General features: G+C 35.9%; 16 protein-coding genes. 9 read left to right on the top strand and 7 right to left on the bottom strand.

All coding sequences use genetic code 11. From position 1 onward, the window contains the following. Nucleotides 1–3: 3 nt before the first annotated feature. Complete coding sequence (locus HXV90_RS22825; protein ID WP_054548516.1) at nt 4–1,203, bottom strand: acyl-CoA dehydrogenase family protein; 1,200 nt, start codon at nt 1,201–1,203, stop codon at nt 4–6. Nucleotides 1,204–1,485: 282 nt separating this feature from the next. Between HXV90_RS22825 and HXV90_RS22830 the strand changes: the two genes are divergently transcribed. Beyond that, on the top strand, nt 1,486–2,232 hold the full coding sequence (locus HXV90_RS22830) for a hypothetical protein (protein WP_054548515.1): 747 nt from the start codon (nt 1,486–1,488) through the stop codon (nt 2,230–2,232). An 86-nt stretch (nt 2,233–2,318) separates the two neighbouring features. Here the strand turns inward: HXV90_RS22830 and HXV90_RS22835 are convergent, their stop codons facing one another. Next, nucleotides 2,319–2,699 (bottom strand): VOC family protein, encoded by a 381-nt coding sequence (locus HXV90_RS22835; protein WP_269898044.1) that lies wholly within the window; start codon nt 2,697–2,699, stop codon nt 2,319–2,321. A gap of 225 nt (nt 2,700–2,924) precedes the next feature. Here HXV90_RS22835 and HXV90_RS22840 point away from each other — a divergent pair, with 225 nt between their 5' ends. Both HXV90_RS22840 and HXV90_RS22845 read left to right on the top strand, forming a co-directional pair. Next, the gene (locus HXV90_RS22840; RefSeq protein WP_112116909.1) at nt 2,925–4,874 is read left to right on the top strand and encodes a methyl-accepting chemotaxis protein; all 1,950 of its coding nucleotides are present in this window, start codon (nt 2,925–2,927) and stop codon (nt 4,872–4,874) included. 279 nt (nt 4,875–5,153) lie between these two features. Further along, nucleotides 5,154–7,103 (top strand): methyl-accepting chemotaxis protein, encoded by a 1,950-nt coding sequence (locus tag HXV90_RS22845; protein WP_112116910.1) that lies wholly within the window; start codon nt 5,154–5,156, stop codon nt 7,101–7,103. Between the two features lie 61 nt (nt 7,104–7,164). Here HXV90_RS22845 and HXV90_RS22850 read toward each other — a convergent pair whose 3' ends face one another. Beyond that, nucleotides 7,165–7,584 carry a VOC family protein gene (locus tag HXV90_RS22850; RefSeq protein WP_269898045.1) on the bottom strand — a complete coding sequence of 140 codons (420 nt, stop codon included), beginning with the start codon at nt 7,582–7,584 and terminating at the stop codon, nt 7,165–7,167. A gap of 235 nt (nt 7,585–7,819) precedes the next feature. Here HXV90_RS22850 and guaC point away from each other — a divergent pair, with 235 nt between their 5' ends. Beyond that, the gene (gene guaC, locus HXV90_RS22855) at nt 7,820–8,803 is read left to right on the top strand and encodes a GMP reductase (protein ID WP_004233490.1); all 984 of its coding nucleotides are present in this window, start codon (nt 7,820–7,822) and stop codon (nt 8,801–8,803) included. Nucleotides 8,804–8,998: 195 nt separating this feature from the next. After that, nucleotides 8,999–10,729 (top strand): methyl-accepting chemotaxis protein, encoded by a 1,731-nt coding sequence (locus HXV90_RS22860; RefSeq protein ID WP_269898046.1) that lies wholly within the window; start codon nt 8,999–9,001, stop codon nt 10,727–10,729. Between the two features lie 55 nt (nt 10,730–10,784). Here the strand turns inward: HXV90_RS22860 and HXV90_RS22865 are convergent, their stop codons facing one another. Continuing rightward, a complete protein-coding gene (locus HXV90_RS22865; protein ID WP_016992248.1) occupies nt 10,785–11,009 on the bottom strand; it encodes a hypothetical protein in 225 nt (74 codons plus the stop codon). A gap of 206 nt (nt 11,010–11,215) precedes the next feature. On the opposite strand from HXV90_RS22865, the gene psiE reads away from it, so the two are divergent. After that, nucleotides 11,216–11,668, top strand: coding sequence for a phosphate-starvation-inducible protein PsiE (psiE, locus tag HXV90_RS22870; RefSeq protein WP_048395468.1), 453 nt, complete (start codon nt 11,216–11,218; stop codon nt 11,666–11,668). Nucleotides 11,669–11,685: 17 nt separating this feature from the next. On the opposite strand, the gene HXV90_RS22875 is transcribed toward psiE, so the two are convergent. Beyond that, a complete protein-coding gene (locus HXV90_RS22875; RefSeq protein WP_269898047.1) occupies nt 11,686–12,945 on the bottom strand; it encodes a GNAT family N-acetyltransferase in 1,260 nt (419 codons plus the stop codon). A 127-nt stretch (nt 12,946–13,072) separates the two neighbouring features. Here HXV90_RS22875 and HXV90_RS22880 point away from each other — a divergent pair, with 127 nt between their 5' ends. Then, nucleotides 13,073–14,080 carry an HAAS signaling domain-containing protein gene (locus HXV90_RS22880; RefSeq protein ID WP_112116913.1) on the top strand — a complete coding sequence of 336 codons (1,008 nt, stop codon included), beginning with the start codon at nt 13,073–13,075 and terminating at the stop codon, nt 14,078–14,080. Nucleotides 14,081–14,231: 151 nt separating this feature from the next. Continuing rightward, a complete protein-coding gene (locus HXV90_RS22885) occupies nt 14,232–15,380 on the top strand; it encodes a SpoIIE family protein phosphatase (protein ID WP_112116914.1) in 1,149 nt (382 codons plus the stop codon). A gap of 39 nt (nt 15,381–15,419) precedes the next feature. Here the strand turns inward: HXV90_RS22885 and HXV90_RS22890 are convergent, their stop codons facing one another. Together HXV90_RS22890 and HXV90_RS22895 are read right to left on the bottom strand one after the other, a co-directional pair. Next, nucleotides 15,420–16,277 (bottom strand): CheR family methyltransferase, encoded by an 858-nt coding sequence (locus tag HXV90_RS22890; RefSeq protein ID WP_048395585.1) that lies wholly within the window; start codon nt 16,275–16,277, stop codon nt 15,420–15,422. 5 nt (nt 16,278–16,282) lie between these two features. Then, nucleotides 16,283–19,024 carry an ATP-binding protein gene (locus tag HXV90_RS22895; protein ID WP_269898048.1) on the bottom strand — a complete coding sequence of 914 codons (2,742 nt, stop codon included), beginning with the start codon at nt 19,022–19,024 and terminating at the stop codon, nt 16,283–16,285. A gap of 184 nt (nt 19,025–19,208) precedes the next feature. Between HXV90_RS22895 and HXV90_RS22900 the strand changes: the two genes are divergently transcribed. Beyond that, nucleotides 19,209–20,399, top strand: a complete 1,191-nt coding sequence (locus HXV90_RS22900) for a M14 family metallopeptidase (RefSeq protein WP_112116916.1) — start codon at nt 19,209–19,211, stop codon at nt 20,397–20,399. Nucleotides 20,400–20,579 lie beyond the last annotated feature (180 nt).

Raw genomic sequence — 20,579 nt, forward strand, 5'->3', positions numbered from 1 at the left:
ATGTCATTTCTCCTTATTTTTCACGTGATTTAATGATTGATTTTCATATAATTTCTGCTGTTCAATAGCGGCAGTCGCTAATTTAATAATCGTCATATCATCCATCGGTGGATTGTGAAGCCCTGCACGAACATTGCGGTAATAACGCTGTAATGGATTGGATAGTTGTAAGCTTTTTGCCCCCACTACACGCATCGCTTTATCGACTATATCTATTGCCATGTTTGTTACTGTGTGTTTAGCAACAGCCATTTCATTTGTTATTAGTCCACGTCTAGCAGGATCATCGTAAGCCTCAGCCACTCCGTATAAGACAAAACGTGCTTGATGGAGCTTTAATTCAATATCCCCTAAAAGCTGTTGTACGTTTGGCAACGTACTAATTGGCGCATTCAGGCTATTCGGTTGATGGTGATTAGCAAAATGAATAGCATAATCACGGGCTGCTTGTGCAATGCCTAAGTAAGTTGCTGGGATATGGAGTATCCAGCCATTTATTTTGCCACCACTCGGATGACTTGGTAACTCTACTAAATACTCTGTTGCAACAAGCACATCCTTTAACACAAGGTCGTGGCTGCTTGTGCCTCGCATTGCAGACATCTCCCAATTCTCCTCAATGGATAGACCTGCTGCATCCTTATGAATGAGGAAGAAGCCAACTTGCTGCTTTTCTTCAATCCAAGCGGAGGTAAGGAAATAATCGAGCACTGGAGATGCAGTCGTAAAAATCTTGCGCCCATTTATTAGCCAGCCACCTTTAGTAGAAATGGCATTTGTCCCTGGCCGCCCTCCTCGCGTTGGGCTACCTGTTGCAGCCTCACTAACAGCTCTATTAATCATGGCCCCTCTCTTTATTTCTTCAGAAAAAGCTATTAATAGATCATCAGTCCATAGTTTAGTTTCATAAATTTCCCCAACAACACCTAATGTCCATCCAAGGGAAAGAGAGGCATTTTCGTCATAGCTTGCTAGCGTCTCTTGTACAAGCACCATATCATAAACAGATAACCCTTCTCCGCCATATTGTTTCGGTAAAGTAAGTTGAGGATAGCCAATTTGTAAAAGTAATCGATGAGCTTCGAACGGAAAACGAGATTGCTCATCTACCTCAACAGCCTCTGCCTTGATTGGCTCAGCTATAGCAGCTAGTTGATCTAGCCAATATCGTTGTCGCTCTGTCTTTACAAATAAATTCTTCAAATGAATCTCCTTCTTCCCAATATATATAAATCGTATAAATTTACTAAGGATTGATAATTAAAAAAAATCTCTTGCTACATGAATGTAGTGAGATACTATTTGGTACTGAATTTTCTGATTCGTTGACACTTATAATACTTTTCGCATTAGAAAATGTCAATGGGTGAAATTCAAGTTTTTTTGTAAGTTTAATATATATTACAAAGTTTCAACTTTTACCTTTGATTTATGCACCAAGCTTTTCTTACAACATATGCTAAGACTAATGAAAGAGGTGCATATATGACCAATAATTTAAATTCGCCACTAAACGGTGGAATCATAACCCATTCGGCTCCACAAGTTATTCAAACTAAGTTTGGAGATATTAACGGGGATGGTTTTTTTGAAACCATTTTTTTAATGGGCACTAAACAGCCTGATAGTCCTTTCTGGAGAAATCTAACACTGTCTATTTTTTATGGTCAAACAAGACAAATGGAGCAAATTCCATTGAAACAAAATATGGGCTATAATCCGACTATTTTCTTGGGCGATTTTACTGGTAATCATATTGAGGATATTCTGGTTGTGTCTGATACAGGAGGTAGCGGTGGAATTGTAAATGGTGAGATTTTTTCCTCCATCAACAATCAAGTTCGTTCCATCTTTGATGCAGAGTCTTTTAATAATAAACTTAAATATAAGGTCAATTATGTAGATCATTATAAGGCTGTTGTTCAGAGTTTTAATCCTGCTATTAAATACACAATTGATTTACAGTATAAAGGAACCGACTACTTAGCTGAAATTTATAATCCAGATGGCACCTTGAAGCAACCGATTGAAGGTTGGGTAGATCCTTTTGGAGGACTATATCCTGTTGATTACGACCGAGATGGAACGTATGAAATTTTAGGATATCAAGAAATTGCAGGTAGATATCATGCTGATGGATTAGGCTATGTAGAAAATATTTTAAAATGGAATGGCCATGAATTTGTAATAGATCGACAAACGGTTGGTATTTTTGGTGAGGATTTATCATAGACGACAAATCTAGCTATTAAATAATCTAAAACAGGAATCTGCTCATTTTTACTTAACTCTAACAAAAAACAAGCAGATTCCGTTATTTATTTTTTCTTTTCAACCAAGGCAAAGTAGTTATTTTCAGGGTCAGCAAAGTTAAAAACCCTACCCATTGGCATCATGACTAGATCTCCTACTTTTACGCCCTTTGCCTGAAAATCTTGGTACATCTCTTCAATTTTATCAGCGTAAAACATAATAGAAGGTGTTCCTAAATTTAGATCAGGTTGCATTTTAGCAATAATTTCTTCGTTATGAAGCACAAAGGATGTTTGAGCTTCCTCAGTTGGTGCAATTTCAATCCAGCGCATGCCTGCCTCTTCCTGTTCAGAAATGACCACAAACCCCACTTTTTCTGTCCAAAACTTAACAATTGCATCTTGATCATTAACATATAACATTACTTGTCCTATTTGATGAATCATGACTTCATTCCCTCCTCTTTTGAGCATTAGTATACATCAAAAAGCAGCTTTATATAGCTTCTAACGCCATCAATTTAGGGAAATTTCAAACAATTGATAATGATATACATTACTAAGAAATAATTAATTCAAAGTACTTAACTTTTATTTTATTTCTGATAGAATGAGTATTATTTACCTTTAAGGGAAAAGTATAGAATAAAATATTATGCGAGGATAATACAATTGAAACAACTAAGTTTAAGAAAAAAGCTTATTTTTTCGTTTTTAGCCATGCTTCTCATCCCAACACTCTTGATTGGAATAGTATCTTACCAAAGTGCTGAACAGCAAATTTCAGAGGAGCAACGCGCAAGTGCGACTGAAAGTGTACGCATTCTAAATTCCAATATTACAAACATGATTGAACCTAAATTGAAAGATGTACAATATTTTTCACAGAAATTTAGTGAAACTTACTTTCAAGATGAGAGCATTTTAGAACTGAAGTCATTATTAAGTGAATATGTCAACATGCACCCTGAAGTAGATCTGATATATATTGGAACTGCTGAAGGCAAACTGTTTGATCAGCCTGTTCAAGAGTATCCTGATGGCTTCGACCCTCGGACAAGACCTTGGTATAAGCAGGCTTTAGCTAATAATGGGAAGACCTCAATTACTGCACCATATGTTACACAATCTACAGGTGACATTGTCATCACAATTACTCAGGCATTACCGGATGGTTCTGGCGTATTAGGATTAGATCTAAATATTTCTACATTAAGTGACATTACGAATAATATTCGTATTGGAGAAACGGGCTTCGCTTCTCTTTTAGATAACAATAAAATTTACATTGCTCAGCCAGATAAAGAAAGTGGTACAGAGGCAACGGAAAGCTACATAACAAAAATTTATGAGCAGGAAAGCGGTACTATCATTGAAAAAGACCGTCACTTACAATTTGTTACGAATGAGTTAACGGGTTGGAAGGTAATTGGTACAATGTTTACTGCGGAAGCTGCAAAAGCTGCAGCATCCACATTGAATATAAATTTAATTATCATTATTGTTTCCATTCTCGTTGGCGTTATTTTCATGCTCTTTATGATAAAGTCTATTGTTAACCCAATTAATCAATTGAAGCAAAGCGCATTAAAAATTAGTGACGGTAATTTAACGGAGTTTATTGAAATCCATTCTAAAGATGAAATAGGTCAGCTTGGAGAAGCCTTTATCTCTATGAAGGTGAGCTTAAAAAAATTAATTCGAAATGTTGATGAAAGCTCACAACATGTCCAAACAGCCGCTCAAAATTTATCTGCTAATGCAGAACAAAACATCGCTGCCTCAGAGCAAGTTGCCGATGCCATGCACCAAATGGCAATTAGTACAGAAAAACAAACAACAGGTATTGATCAGAATGCCATTTCAGTTGAAGAAATTGCTAAGGGCGTTGTTGAAGTGGCAGACAGTTCCATGCAGGTTTCTGACCTATCTAGTCATGCTATCCAATTGGCAGATGAAGGTGGACAATCTGTCAAACAAACGGTACAGCAAATGAATTCTATCCATAATTCTGTAACGCAATCAGATACAATGATTAAAGCACTGTATGATCGCACGAAAGAAATTGGGTCCATTTTAGAAATGATTAGTGCTATATCAGATCAAACGAATTTACTAGCGCTTAATGCAGCTATAGAAGCTGCTAGAGCAGGAGAACATGGCAAAGGCTTCGCGGTAGTGGCAGATGAAGTACGCAAATTAGCAGAGCAATCTCATCAATCAGCAGAGCAAATTTCTGCGCTTATAACTACTATTCAGCAAGATACGGCAAAATCTGTAGAGACAATGGTCAAAGCGTCGACAGATGTTCAAGAGGGCTTACAATTGACAGAAGAAACAAGTAGAAAATTCGCGAGCATTATCGAAAGTCTTCGAAACATCGCGCCGAAAATGGAGGATATTTCAGCATCTGCTCAAGAAATGTCTGCAGTTGTAGAAGAAGTTTCAGCGACTGCTATTGAACTTTCCGATCACGCAAAATTAAATGCTGCTGCTACAGAAGAAGTTGCTGCTTCCACGGAACAAACTTTATCTTCTATGCAAGATATGGCTTCGTCTGCCAAAACCCTACTTGATATGGCGGATGAATTACAGGGTTATGTTAATCGTTTTAAATATTAATTATTTAACTGCTAGATCTGAGTTCACGATAGTATTGAACTCAGATTTTTTCTATTCCAAAAAGATAGGAAATTACAAAATAAGATATTTTTCTACAAATAATAGCGTTGCATAACTTTATTTTCCAGATTTTTCAGAAAATTGTGTTGATTATTATTCATTTTCCTCTTAGAATCAGATTAAACATTTGAACGACTTAGGAGTCTACTAGTGTAATAAAACCCATCTCGTAGTTAATTCTATTACACTTCAATAATGTCGTTTAAGGAGGAATACTATATGAAACGAATTAGTTTAAGAAAGAAACTCATCTTTGCATTTTTAGTCATACTTCTCATTCCCGCACTTTTAATCGGGTATACCTCCTTTAAAAGTACCAAAAATCAAATACTCGAAGAGCAGCAAGCAAGCGCCAAGGAAAGTGTGCGTATGCTTAATAGTAATATTACCAATACAATTGCTCCTAGAGTTCATGATATCGAATATTTTGCCAAGAAAATAAATCAGTCTTATTTACAAGATGATAAAAAAGCTGAATTAAAAGGTCTTTTTCAGGAATATGTAAATACACACCCAGAAGTGGAGCTAGTATATATAGGGACTGCTGATGGGCGAATCATTGATGAACCTGTCCATGACTATGCAAGTGATTATGATCCTCGTAAACGTCCTTGGTATATAGAAGCCATGGATAATAAAGGGCATGTATCCATCACTTCTCCATATATCTCAAAATCAACAAATAACATCGTTGTGACAGTTATGCAAGCTCTTCCTGATGATTCTGGCGTAATTGCCTTAGATTTAAATATCTCTCTTCTAAGTGCACTGACAGATCAAACACGTATCGGAGAAACGGGCTTTGCCTCTCTGTTAGATAATAATAAGTTATATATTTCTCAAAAAGATAAGGAAAGCGGCACAGAGGCAACAGAAGATTATATTTCAAAAGTTTACGAAAAGCAGGAAGGTATTATTACTGAAGGTGACCGTCATTTACGCTTTGAAACAAATGAAATCACAGGCTGGAAGATAATTGGTACAATGTTCATTGCAGAGGCTACTAACGCTGCTACCTCAACCTTTACTATTACATTACTTATTATTGGTATTTCTATTATTGTTGGTATTATCTTTATGCTCTCAATGATTAAATCTATTGTTAACCCAATTAAACAACTACAGCAAAGTGCTCTTAAAATTAGTGAAGGTGATTTGACAGAGTATATTGATATTCATACGAAAGATGAAATAGGACAGCTTGCTGAAGCATTTGTCTCAATGAAAGTTAGCTTAAAAAGACTGATCCGCAATGTTGATCAAAGCTCACAACATGTTCAAACCTCGGCACAAGGCCTTTCAGCGAATGCTGAGCAAAATATCGCTGCATCTGAGCAAGTGACAGAGGCTATGCAACAGGTAGCGATTAGTACGGAAAAACAAACAACAGGAATCGATCAAAATGCTGTTTCTATTGAGGAGATTGCAAAAGGTGTTGTAGAGGTAGCAGATAGTGCCCTACAAGTTTCAGACCTATCCAGCCAGGCCATCCAATTAGCGGAAGAAGGTAGTCAATCTGTTGAGCACACTGTTAATCAAATGGTATCCATTCATGATTCTGTGGCTCAATCCGATACGATGATTAAATCCCTATTTGATCGTACAAAAGAAATTGGCTCCATTATAGAAATTATTAGCGCTATTTCAGACCAAACAAACCTTCTTGCTCTTAATGCTGCTATTGAAGCAGCACGAGCAGGTGAACACGGTAAAGGCTTTGCAGTTGTAGCAGATGAAGTACGTAAATTAGCGGAGCAATCTCATCAATCAGCAGAGCAAATTTCTACTCTGATTACTGGCATACAACAAGATACAGCTAAATCTGTACAATCGATGACGAAAGCTTCTGTAGACGTTCAAGAAGGTTTACAGCTATCCGAGGATACGAAAAAGAAATTTACAAGTATCGTTGGAAGTCTTCGAGAAATTGCTCCTAAAATGGAGGATATATCAGCTTCAGCACAAGAAATGTCTGCCGTTGTAGAGGAGGTATCCGCTACTGCTATTGAACTGTCAGATCATGCAAAACTAAACGCAGCTGCATCTGAAGAGGTTGCCGCTTCAACGGAACAAACATTATCTTCCATGCAGGAAATCGCCTCTTCTGCTAAAACATTGCTTGATATGGCAGATGAATTACAAGGCTATGTAGATCGTTTTAATTACTAAATAAGAAAGCACGATGATACTTGGTTTAGCCCTATCATCGTGCTTTTACCTTGTTATTTAATTATTCATTTACCTCATGGCTAAATTGCCATTCAACGCCAAATTTGTCTGTAAGTGAGCCGTAACATTTGCTCCAAAATGTTTCTTGAAGCTCCATTCTCACTTTACCACCTTCTTTAAGCTTATCAAATGCTTGACGCATTTGCTCTTCATCATCGGATACAACAGCTAATGTGACATTATTCCCTGTGGAAAATGGCATGCCTGGAAATGTATCTGAGAACATAATTCTACTACCGAATACAATAAGTCGTGTATGCATGACAAGATCTTTTGCTTCTTCTGGTAATGGATAGTCTGGATTTTGTGGTGTCTCTCCAAACGTCATAATTTCAGCCTTGTCCGTATTAAAAACGTCTTCGTAAAACGCAACTGCCTCTCGACAATTTCCATTAAAATTCAAATAAACCTCTACTGCCATTTTCAACACTCCTTTGTCATTTTTTGAAACAATTCTATTGTACATGGATTACAAAACATAACACAAATTATAACTAGAATATTTCATCTTCAAAGTAAGTTGTCTCATTTCTTTTTAAATTTTTTATTTATTTTCACAAAAGCTTTGACATTTACTCAAAAATCATGTAAATTACCAAATGGCGAACAATTTAAATTAAATCTTAAAAAATATTCGTATTTTAGGAGTGTATATAATGGATAACGTATTTGACTATGAGGATATTCAACTAATTCCCGCAAAATGTATTGTAGAAAGTCGTTCAGAATGTGATACTTCTGTTACTTTAGGTGGTCACACTTTTAAACTTCCAGTAGTACCTGCAAATATGCAAACAATTATCGATGAAAATCTTGCAAAGAAACTTGCTGAAAACGGTTACTTTTACATCATGCACCGTTTCCAACCAGAAACTCGTCGAAACTTTATTCTAGAAATGCAAGGAAATGGCTTAATTGCTTCTATTAGCGTTGGTGTAAAAGAAGAGGAATATACATTTATTGAAGAATTAGCAGCTGCTAATTTGGTACCTGATTTTATTACAATTGATATTGCACATGGTCATTCAAATGCTGTTATTCGTATGATTCAGCATATTAAAAAGCATTTACCAAAAAGCTTTGTCATCGCAGGTAATGTAGGAACACCTGAAGCAGTGCGTGAGCTTGAGAATGCTGGCGCAGATGCAACAAAAGTTGGGATTGGACCAGGTAAAGTATGTATTACTAAAATCAAAACAGGTTTTGGTACTGGCGGCTGGCAACTAGCTGCACTACGTTGGTGTGCAAAGGCTGCTACAAAACCAATTATTGCTGATGGTGGCATTCGTACACATGGAGATATCGCTAAATCTGTACGTTTTGGTGCTTCAATGGTAATGATCGGTTCATTATTCGCTGGTCATGAAGAGTCACCTGGTGAAACAATCGAAATCGAAGGAAGAACAGTGAAGGAATACTTCGGCTCTGCTTCTGAATTCCAAAAAGGTGAACGTAAAAACGTCGAAGGTAAGAAAATGTACGTTGAACATAAAGGTAGCATCAAAGATACATTAATCGAGATGCAACAAGATTTACAGTCATCTATTTCATATGCTGGTGGCACAAAGCTAGAGGCTATTCGCAATGTTGATTATGTAATCGTAAAGAACTCTATTTTCAATGGAGATAAAGTGTATTAATCGATGTAAACCTGCTATATTAAGCTTCAACATCACCCCAATTAAGAGCTGTTTTTTACTCTTGATTGGGGTGATTTTTTTGGACCTATTTCACTTAAAATACCGTATTTATTTTCAGAATTTTCTATTTTATTAAAAAATTATATATTATAATAGAACTATATTGAAGGAATGAAGGAACGGGGGTTGTATCTTATGAAATCAGTACGTAATAAACTTGTTAGTCTTGCTATTATAGTTATTCTACTATCAACAGGACTAGTTGGAACCGTCAATTATATGGTGGTGAAAGGAGAACTCGATCAGGTAGGTCGAGATAGTCTTAAAAATGGCACACTTGGCATACTTGAACTAATTGCACAGTTAGATACTCAAGTTCAAAATGGGAAATTAACGCTAGAAGAAGCTCAGGAAAGTGCTAGAACACAGATCGTTGGTAATAAAATTGAAGATAACAAAAGATCCATTGATAATCCTGTTAAATATGGAGATAATTTTTATTTCTATGCTTTCCAAGATAGTGGTATGGTTGAAACTCATCCATCCCTAGAAAGACAAAATATTTCAGATTTACAAACAGAGGATGGGCGCTATTTTGTACGAGAAATGATTGAAGCAGCAAATGCTGGAGGAGGATATGTACGTTATGATTGGGCCCTTCCCTCAAATCCTGAAATCGTTGCGCCTAAGATAACTTATGTAGAAAAGGACAAGCATTGGGGCTGGATTATAGCAGCTGGTACATACGAAATGGACTTTAATGCAGGTACGAATAATGTTTTATACTACACACTAGGCATGACCATCCTTGCAACGATTATTGGTGTATCACTCTTCTGGTTCTTCTCTGGACGAATGACAACCTATATACGAAAAATTATGGTCATTACATCTGATATTGCTAAAGGCAAGCTAACTGGTGATGACATACCTGTTACTACAGAAGATGAACTAGGTATACTTGCTAGTAACGTGAATAATATGAAACATAGCTTACACGAAATGGTCAACAATACAAAGGATAGTGCGTCCCAAATGCGCGTTTCTTCAGAAATGCTGAGTGCTATTACTGAGGAGACGACTGCTTCTGCTGATGAAATTCATCAAGCCATCAATGATATATCTAAGGGAGCTGTAGTACAAGCTGAGGAAGCAGAAATGGCCATTAGTAAAGTAGAAACACTGTCCTCACTTATCTCAAATGCTACAGATAAATATAGTGAGATTACAGAAAATATGAATATCATTAATCAATCACAAGAAAACGGTAGACAAAAAGTCGATGTATTACTTCAAAATTCAAGTGAGTTTACGCAAGTGATTGAGGAATTAAGAACAACTTTCTCAAGTTTGACAAGCCAAATGAAAGAAATTCATCAAGTCGTACAAACAATTACATCCATTTCTGAACAAACAAATCTATTAGCGCTAAATGCAAGTATTGAAGCAGCCCGTGCAGGTGAACATGGCAAAGGGTTTGCTGTCGTAGCTGAGGAAGTCCGTCATTTATCTGAGGATACGAATGAAGCTACTAATCGGGTTAGAAACCTATTACAGCGTATTGAGGTCGATACCGCTAATTCAGATTCAAAAATGATACACACGCTCCAACTGTCACAAAACCAGGCCATGTCGATTACGGAAGTAAAGGGAGCCTTTACTTTCCTAGCAGACTCCATTCATGGCATTACAAAGCACCTTGTTTCTTTAGACAAAGGAATGAATGACATGGCGGAAAATCGAATAGTCGTGATGAACGCCATCAATGAAATAGCAAGTGTCGCTACACAATCTGCCGCAGCTACCGAACAAATTAACGCTTCTATTGACGAACAAAAGTCAGCGGTGACATCTATCATGCACTCCTCTATGGAGCTTCATACAGAGGCAGAGCGCATGTACGACTTGGTAGAACGCTTTACATGATAAAATACTATATAAAAAAGAATGCTACGCATATCCGTAGCATTCCTCTTTTACATTATAGTTTGTTAATTACTGCGTGGATTGTTTCCTTAAGCTCTGCATCGTGATCTGCAAGATCTACAAGGTTCCCTAGACGTTCACGTAATACAGGACGCTCAATTACTAGCTTTTCATCAAGTACTTGTACCAGTAGCTCGATAATAAGTCGATCACGAACATTTAACGCTTCTTCTAAACGTTCTGGTGTAATTTTCGCATCAGTTTTTGCAGATTTTGCCATTTTAAAAACCCCTTTTATATTTTATATTCATGCACATCTATTTTAGCATACCACTAAATTATTTTGAAAACTTTCTTTCATTAAAATATACCAAAACTTTACAAAATAATAAGAAAAGATTTACGACAAATTGTTATATTTATATCATAATACACTACTACTCGACCATATGATGATGTATTTACAAAACCGATTGGAGGAATTGGATGAAGCAAAAAAATACGACTTATTTACAGCTCATTAAAGCTGTGCCAAAATCTCTACAGCTCTTTCTCAATGTTTGCCTTGTACTATTAGCACTGATTCTCTGCTTTTTATTATTTAAGGAGCTAATTGAATTTCTTAAAATATTACTATTCGCTAAGGAAGATGGTGATTATAAACTATTCCTTGCCAATATTCTTATTTTCTTTTTATATTTCGAATTCATCACAATGATCATTAAATATTTTAAGGAGGATTACCATTTTCCACTTCGATATTTTATCTATATAGGTATCACAGCAATGATTCGACTAATTATTGTGGAGCATGATCATCCTCTAAATACGTTAATTTATTCATTAATTATCCTCATACTAATCATAAGCTACTTTATTATTAATATAACGCCACTTGAAAGGCCAACACGTTCTTCCATTCTCATCAAAAATGATTAAAAGCCCTCACGCCCATTCTAAAATGCAGATATACATGTGGGCTTTTCAAACACATAGAAGAATTGCTGTAAAGCCTGTAAATACTGATTATCACTAATCTGTATTCGACTCAGCATAAATAGCTCTTGGACCGTTACTACGCCCATTACTAGTGATGAAAGCTCAGCTACATCTATCGTTACTTCAACATCATAGCTATCACTTTCTAGCATTTTAATTGTACCGTTAACAGCCTCAACAATAAGTTGCTGATTATTTTTTGCCAGTAACGAATCCATAACATTCAATTTAAAGGTCAAAGTGACACCGTTAAAATTGCGTGTTAGTAGCTCATCAAAAAAGCCCTTCACATTAATTATACGGTACATTAGACCAATTCCTGACACGGCACTTGCGTGATAGACACTTGGAATTAAATGATTTGTGCCATTTCTTACATCCTCTAAAAAGAAATGGACATTTTCTTCTTGTGTATTCCATTCGATTCGGTTTACTTGATCTGCTTGACTGTTTAAAAATGTACTAAGCTCTAGCAAAGCCTCCGGAGTTTCATAGATCCACTCCTTAATGACCAAATTATATAGCATAAAATTACTATCGCTTTGTTTATTAAAAGAAAAGGCAATATAGCCCTGTACTGTACCTTCCTGTTCCATTGCAATCACATAGTTATCTGGATTATTAAAAATAAAGGATAGTTCCGATTGTGTTTTAAGCAACATCCCATGTTTTTTTGCTACTACCCTGTTGTAGCAATCTACAAGCTGTTGTTGATCTTCAACTGTCAAATATTTAAGGTGCTTTTTGGTTGGTCCTTTCGGGAAGCTTGAAGGCTCTACCAAGTATTGATAGATTTTCGGTCCATAGCCAAAACCCATTTTTTTATAAAAATCTGGTCTAAACGGATACAAGGCCACAAAATGAATATTTTTTTCTAAAAAGATGTTAAAGAAATGTTGGATTAATTCTTTTGCAGCCTTCTCTTTTTTATGTAATAAATCAACTGCAACAAGTCCTACCCCACCAATTGGTAGCATTTTAGAGAACAGATTCATTTGAAAGTCATGTAGTCGCATACCACCTATGAGTTTGTCATTTTCCCAAAGTCCATAATAATGAAGAGATTCATCATTGCTCTGATTTTGCATAAAGAGCTTTTTCAGCTGCTCTTTTATTGTTTGTGTTCCATTCAATTTTCCTGGATACGCTCCTACAACGATATTTACAAAGGCTACAAAATCTTGCTCTTTTAATAATTTCTCTACAACCCTCATCATGTCCCCTCCATTTTCAAATTGTTGCATGTTGTTCACGAATTTTTCATATTAATTTTTATACCCCATAATAACATATATTACCACGACCAATTAATGAGTACTGAAAATGATTAAAGGAGGAAAATGTATGACTTTAATTGATTCATATATTCACGAAGTGACTAAAAGGCTACATAAAAATAAACGTGAGATAATCAAGGTTGAACTAAAGGCTACTATTGAGGATATGTTGCCAGAGCAATATACAGAATCTGAGGTGAAGGAAGTAATTAGGAAGCTTGGAAGCCCTTCAGAAGTTGCTGCACGCTATCAGGTTACTCCCCACTTTTTAATTGGTCCAAAGAATTTTGAACAATATACAAGAACCATCAAGCTAATTATTCCTTGGGCAATTCTTATTACGATCATTGTTCAAATAATAGAGAAGATTGTTCTCTATTCTGGAGAAGAAGCACTTCTTACAACCATTATTACAGCATTTGTAGGGATGATTGTTGCAATTATTGCTGTGTTATTTCACGTTTTGTTTTGGGTTACGGTCATTTTTATCATTAAGGACCGTTCTGGGGCTGAAAAGCTTTCGATCCCTTTTCTGAGAGATACCAAGCCATGGTCACCTGATGATTTAATACAAATTAAAAAGATTCCCAAAGAAAAAATCATTCCTATAAGTGATACGATTTTTAGCCTTTTAGGAATACTTATTTTTTCTTTTGTTTACTGGAATGCCTATCGTCTTTTAGGTATTTATACAACGAATGACAACGGCAGCTTGAAATTTGTTATGCCTATCTTTAATCAAAATACTTTACAATCGTATGTTCCCATGGTCTTACTATGTATTATCCTAAGTCTCACTTTAACCTTATTAAAATGGCGTGCAGGACAGTGGACAATGCCTATCGCCATCACTAATGCACTACTTCAAAGTGTAGGAACAATTGTGTTTATTTTAATAGCGATACACCAAGATTTTATTCACAGCGCCTCTATACCTTATATTGCAGCTATTACAGAAACAACCTCAGCTAAAGTTGCCTTCACTATTGATAAAATCCTACTTGTCAGTATGATTATTGCTGTTTTAGCAAATGTATTTGATATCTACCAAGGATTTAAAAAAGCTAAAATATAACGCCCTTCTACTTCATATACCTAGTAAACCATACATTCAAATCGCCAAAATACCTTTATTCTCTGATGTTTTGTATAATGATAAAGTTGAAAGTATTTTATATATGTGAAAAATAATCTGCACAATTCAATCAGAGTAAGGGGAAAGTACTATGACCATTCTTCTAGTAGATGACAATCAAGTCAATTTATTTGTCATTGAGAAAATACTAAAAAATGCAGGTTATGATAACTGTGTTTCTCTTTCATCTGCTTATGAGCTATTTGATTATTTACAATTAGATGCACCCAATCCGACAGGAAATTCAGTAGATTTAATTTTGTTAGATATTATGATGCCGGAAGTAGATGGTATTGAGGCCTGCAAACGCATTAAGCAAAATGAGAGATTGAAAGATATTCAAATCATTTTTGTTACAGCACTCGAGGATAAAAACAAACTGGCAGAAGCCCTAGACATTGGTGGTGTAGATTATATTACTAAACCAATTAATAAAACAGAGCTGCTTGCCAGAATGCGTGTTGCCTTACGTTTAAAGGCAGAATTAGACTGGCACACACAGCATGAAAAGAAAATACAATATGAACTAGATTTAGCAACCCATGTACAAAGGAGTCTTCTTAGCCCACCGTTAAATGAGAAGGACATCCGTATTGAAGTTTCTTATTTACCATCCTCTAATTTGGCAGGAGATATGTATTATTGGTACAAAATAGACGATCATCGTTATGCCATAATATTATTGGATATGATGGGTCACGGTATATCTGCAGCGTTGGTTTGTATGTTCATCTCCTCTGTTCTAAGAGAGGCGGTTAAGCAATTGGTTGAACCTGAGCTTGTCATCCAAGAACTGAATCGTTATATGACGCTATTACAAGATGGGAAAGAGAATAATCTTTATTATTTTACAGCGATTTATTTAATCATTGATACAGAGCAAAAAACAGTCGAGTACATAAATGCTGGCCATCCTCCTGGATATGCACTAATCGATGAAAAAACATGTATTCCATTAGATCAGGGTAGCTGTGCAGTCGGGTTCTTTGATGAAATAAAAGTGAAAAAGCAATTTATCCAATATGAGCATGACATTCAAATTGTGTTATTTACAGACGGTGTGTTAGAGGCAATGGGACCCTGTGAATTAGAATCAGAAAAGCATTTGCAAACGCTAACATCCTCCAAGTGGGAATATTCACAATGCCTAATCGATAACCTTTTGCCTAAGGATAAACAAGAGAATCAGCCTGATGACATGTGTGTTTTAATGATTCAAGCTAGCACTAATACTATATAAAAAAGCAGAGGCTATCCATTAAAGATAGCCTCTTACTCATTAATACATTTTTTGATAAATTCTTTCGTTTCCAGAAATCTCATTATACTTTGAAATAACCTCTTCAAATCGCAATGTTTCTTTATCCCCTAAGCATAAAAAACCTTTGTCACTTAGACTTTCATAAAATAATTGATGTACCTGACTCTGAAGCTTAGGTGAAAAATAAATAAGAACATTTCTGCACAGAACAACATGAAATTCATTAAATGAATGATCTGTTACTAAATTATGTTGAGCAAAAATAATATTTTTCAATAATGTTGGATGAAAGTAAGCATATTGATAATCTGTTTGATAGTATTCTGAAAAAGCATGGGCACCTCCAGCAAGCATATAGTTTTTTGTATATGCCTGCATTTTATGAATTGGAAAGGCCCCCTTCTTAGCTTTTTCTAATACTTGCTCGTTCATATCTGTTGCATAAATTACAGATCTCTCTATTAGCCCCTCTTCTTGAAGCAAGATAGCCATTGAATATACTTCTTCACCTGTTGCACACCCTGCATGCCAAATCCGGATTTCAGGATATTCTCGTAAAACAGGGATGACCGTTTCACGAAAGGCCTTAAAAAAGCTAGGGTTGCGGAACATCTCCGTTACATTTATCGAAAAATCATTTAATATCTGCTCTAAAAATTCTTTATCATGAATGACCTTTTCTTGTACACGTGAAATCGTTGGGATGTTATTTATCCCCATCCTATTGTAGATTCTGCGTGAAATGGATGAACGATTATATTGCCGAAAATCATAACCCGATAAACGATAAATAGCTTCTAGTAACAAATCAATTTCTAAATTTGTATGCTTATTTAATTGTATATTTTGCTCCAAAGGCTGAAATTGTTGTTCCATGTTCATTAACTCCCCTTAGAAACTAACCATACTCTTAAAACTGATATTAATTGATCTAAATTTAATGGCTTACTAATATAATCAGATGCACCTGCCTGCAATGATTTATCACGGTCATTTTTCATCGCTTTAGCAGTCAATGCAATGATTGGCAAATCGATACGTTTCATTTGCTGACGAATAATAGTCATCGCTTCATAGCCATCCATATTTGGCATCATTATATCCATCAGAACAAGATCGATATCTGGATTAGCCTGCAAGACCTCTAAACATTCTAGCCCATCTTTGGCAACTAGAATATGCATGCCTCTTTTTTCTAATGCCGTTTTCAACGCATAAATATTACGGTTATCATCATCAACTATTAAAATATTTTTCCCTTGAAACACCTCAACCTCATGTTGAAGGGCTTCTTCCATTGCTACTGGCTGCTCTTTGATTTGTTCCTCTTCCACCGTTGTCACAGCCACTTCGTTCATGGCAAGCTTTTGGCAATGCTCCTCTTCAATTCCATTTGGTAGACTCGGAATCGTTAACGTAAAGCTACTACCTTGTCCTTCAGTACTTTGTAATGTAATCCATCCACCAAGTAATTTTGCAAATTCCTTACAAATAGAAAGACCAAGACCCGTTCCACCATATTTTCGGACCGTAGCTCCATCTGCTTGTTGGAATGATTCAAAAATCAGCTGGTGTTTGTCTTTTGGAATACCTATTCCTGTATCTGAAACAGTAATTTCTAACCAATCCGTACTTATATCCTGCATATTGTTTGTTAGTTGTTGTGGTGTAAGCTGGTTAATGTCTAATGTGACAGATCCCTGCTCAGTAAATTTAAAGGCATTCGATAATAAATTCTTTAAGATTTGCTGGAATCTCTTCTCATCCGTATAGAATACATCCACTACATGATCCGCCTTTGAAATATGGAATGCTAAGTTTTTCTTCCTCGCAACTGGTGCAAAGGTATGTTCAATTTGTACAGGTACTTCGCTCATATTCACTTCATTAAAAATAATATCAAGCTTCCCGGCCTCCACTTTAGATAAATCTAATATGTCATTGATTAGAGCAAGCAAGTCCTCTCCTGAAGAATGAATAACTTTAGCAAACTCTGCTTCCTCGTCCGTTAGATTGTGTTGGCTATTTTCTGCTAGCATTTCCGATAATATTAATATGCTGTTTAAAGGGGTTCTTAATTCATGTGACATATTCGCTAAAAATTCGGATTTGTAATTAGAGTTAAGGATAAGCTGCTCTGCACTTTCTTCTAATTCCTTCTTCGCTTTCTCTAGCTCTCTTGATTTGGACTCTGCCTCTTTCGTGCGTTCCTCAAGCTGCTCATTAATCATAGTCAGCTCTTCTGTCTGCATTTGTAATTCCTCTGATTGTGTTTGAAGCTCCTCTGATTGGACCTGTAATTCTTCTGTCATTGCTCTAGATTCATTCAATAGACGTACAATTTCCATACGCCCTAAAACACTATTAACTGTTAGTCCAAAGGTTTCAGTAACCTGTCTCACTAATTCTTGCTGTAACTTACTGAATTTAGCCATTGTTGCTATTTCAACAACCGCTATAACTTCATTTTCAAAAATGACAGGAATCAATAAAATATTTTGTGGTCTAATTTCACCTAATCCCGTTTTGATTAAACGATAGTCTCTCGGAATATTATCATAGAACAGCACTCTCTTTTCTAATGCACATTGACCGATTAACCCTTGTCCTATTTTGAAACTCTCCATACCAACGCAATCATCCGTGTCAGCAAAAGCAGCCTTTTTCACAAACTGTACTTGGTTTTCTGTTACTTCCCGAACATAAAATGCGCCAAGGGATGCTTGGGTTTTCTGTGCTACTTCTGATAGGAAGGTCTCCGCTAATTTTGTAATTGCTGAAATACCTTGATAATTTGTCACGATTTCAGCTACATTGCTTTGTAGCCATTCCCTCTTTTCGACGGACTCTAAAAGCGTATTCGTTGCATTAGCAAGTTCATTCACTTCATCGTTTGTATTCACATGGATTCTTCTTGTAAAATCACCTTTTGTAGCTGCTATTTCTTGAATTGTTTGTGTTACTTCCGTTATCGTTTTTACAATTGAACGGGAAATGCCACTAGCGATAGCAATAGCTATTGTAGAAACTAAAATTAAGATCCCAAATAAAGCACTAGTTAATTTACTATTCTGCTTGTCTAACTGACTTGCCTTTGCCTGTGTATAAGCATTTTCAGTGGTACGGAATGAATCGAATAATTTGCGCATTTTTTCCATATCCTGACGACCATTATCCACTTTAAAAAAATCATTTAATGCTTCTACATTATTATCCTTTTTATATTGAATAGTTGGTTCGCCTGACGTTGCAACCCAATGTTCAATTGTTTCCTCTATCTCTTTAAGTTTGTCCTGCTGAGCTGGTTTATCTTTCATTTGTTGATAGAGTTCATTAAAATCTATTTTCCAATTTTCAGCTGCATTATCATAGGGTTCCAGATAACTCTGCTTACCCGTAATGATGAAAGCCCGCTGACTTGATTCCATATCCAATATATATTTTTCAATTTCATTCGTTAAAGTTAGAACATTGGAATCGTACTTAATAATAAAATTTCTTTCCTTCTGCAAAGATGTAATTTGATTATTTAATATGACAACCGTCGCAAGTAGGCAAAGAATGATTACGATATAACCTAATGAAATCTTTGAGCGTATCCCCAATTTTAATCTATTTAACATTTGGTTTTCCTACCTTTACCTTTCTTTTACTTTAGTATGATTACTAGTATACATGTAAAAATAACTCATTTTCTCCTATTTTAGATTCATAATAAAGAAATTTTGCTGATTTTGTATCAATAAGTCTCTGTATTTTTCATATACATTTTATATTGAACCATTTCTAATTAAGGAGAGAAAACATGTGGATATTATCGTAAGACCAGGAGATTCACTTTGGCATTTCAGTGAGGTATTTAAAATTCCTCTTCAACTCATTTTAGATTCTAATGAAAATATAAATCCCCAATTTTTAAGAGTTGGACAACGGGTTCGTATTCCTGGTTTTGTGACCAACAACTATCAAATTAAACAAGGAGACTCTTTTTGGCAGATTGCCCAGAGCCGAAACCTCCCCCTAGTCGCCCTATTGCTTGTTAATCCTGATCTCAATCCAAATCGATTACAAATCGGTCAAATGATTCGCATACCCCAACGTATCACATGGCGTTTAGTTGAAGGTAAGCAAACTTACACGTATACCCATATGATAAATGATCTCAGAAAGCTCCTTGATGCATATCCTTTTCTTCATAGCTCAAACATTGGCAGTTCCGTTTTAGGGAAGGAGCTACCAGAGCTGTCAATTGGCCATGGTGCAAAACGTGTACACTATAATGGCTCCTTCCATGCAAACGAATGGATTACTACACCTATTATTCTAACATTTTTAAATGACTATTTGCTCGCCCTCACCAATCAAAGTAGTATTCGTGGAATTTCTCCATTTTCTCTTTATCAGCAAACATTCCTTTCTATCGTTCCTATGGTAAATCCTGATGGCGTAGATTTAGTAATACAAGGCCCACCAAATGATGAAGCATTAAGAAATCAACTAATTGCATGGAATAATGATAACGCTGATTTTTCTGGCTGGAAAGCAAATATTCATGGAATTGATTTGAATGACCAATTCCCTGCCAAATGGGAGCTTGAAAGTGCCCGTAATCCAAAAACACCAGGGCCAAGAGATTATGGTGGTGAAAGACCACTATCTGAACCTGAAGCCATTGCAATGGCTGATTTGACCAAGCAACGTGATTTTTCAAGAGTATTAGCCTTTCATACACAGGGGCGTGTCATATATTGGGGTTTTGAAAATCTAGAGCCCCCAGAATCAGAGGTGCTTGTAAATGAATTTAGTAGAGTAAGTGGCTATGAGCCCGTTCAATCTGCTGGAAGCTATGCTGGTTATAAAGATTGGTTTATTCAAGATTGGCGTAGACCAGGCTTCACTGTTGAATTAGGAAGTGGTACAAATCCTTTACCAATCAGCCAGTTTGATGACATTTACGAGGAGTCTTTAGGGATTTTCCTTGCTGCATTGTATATGTAAAAAGAGTACTCGAACTCCATTTGCTATGAAATAGTCCTTTTGGGCTTTTCAGCGAATGGGGTTTTTTATTGAAAATCTCATCATCATTGTAAAAAAAGGGGAATAAATTACTTTGACAGACAGAGTAATGTTTGCTACTATTACTCTGACAGATAGAGCAATAAAAAAAGTAGGTGACTT

The sequence above is a fragment of the Lysinibacillus sp. JK80 genome (assembly GCF_027557635.1).
In the GTDB taxonomy this organism is placed as follows: domain Bacteria; phylum Bacillota; class Bacilli; order Bacillales_A; family Planococcaceae; genus Lysinibacillus; species Lysinibacillus capsici.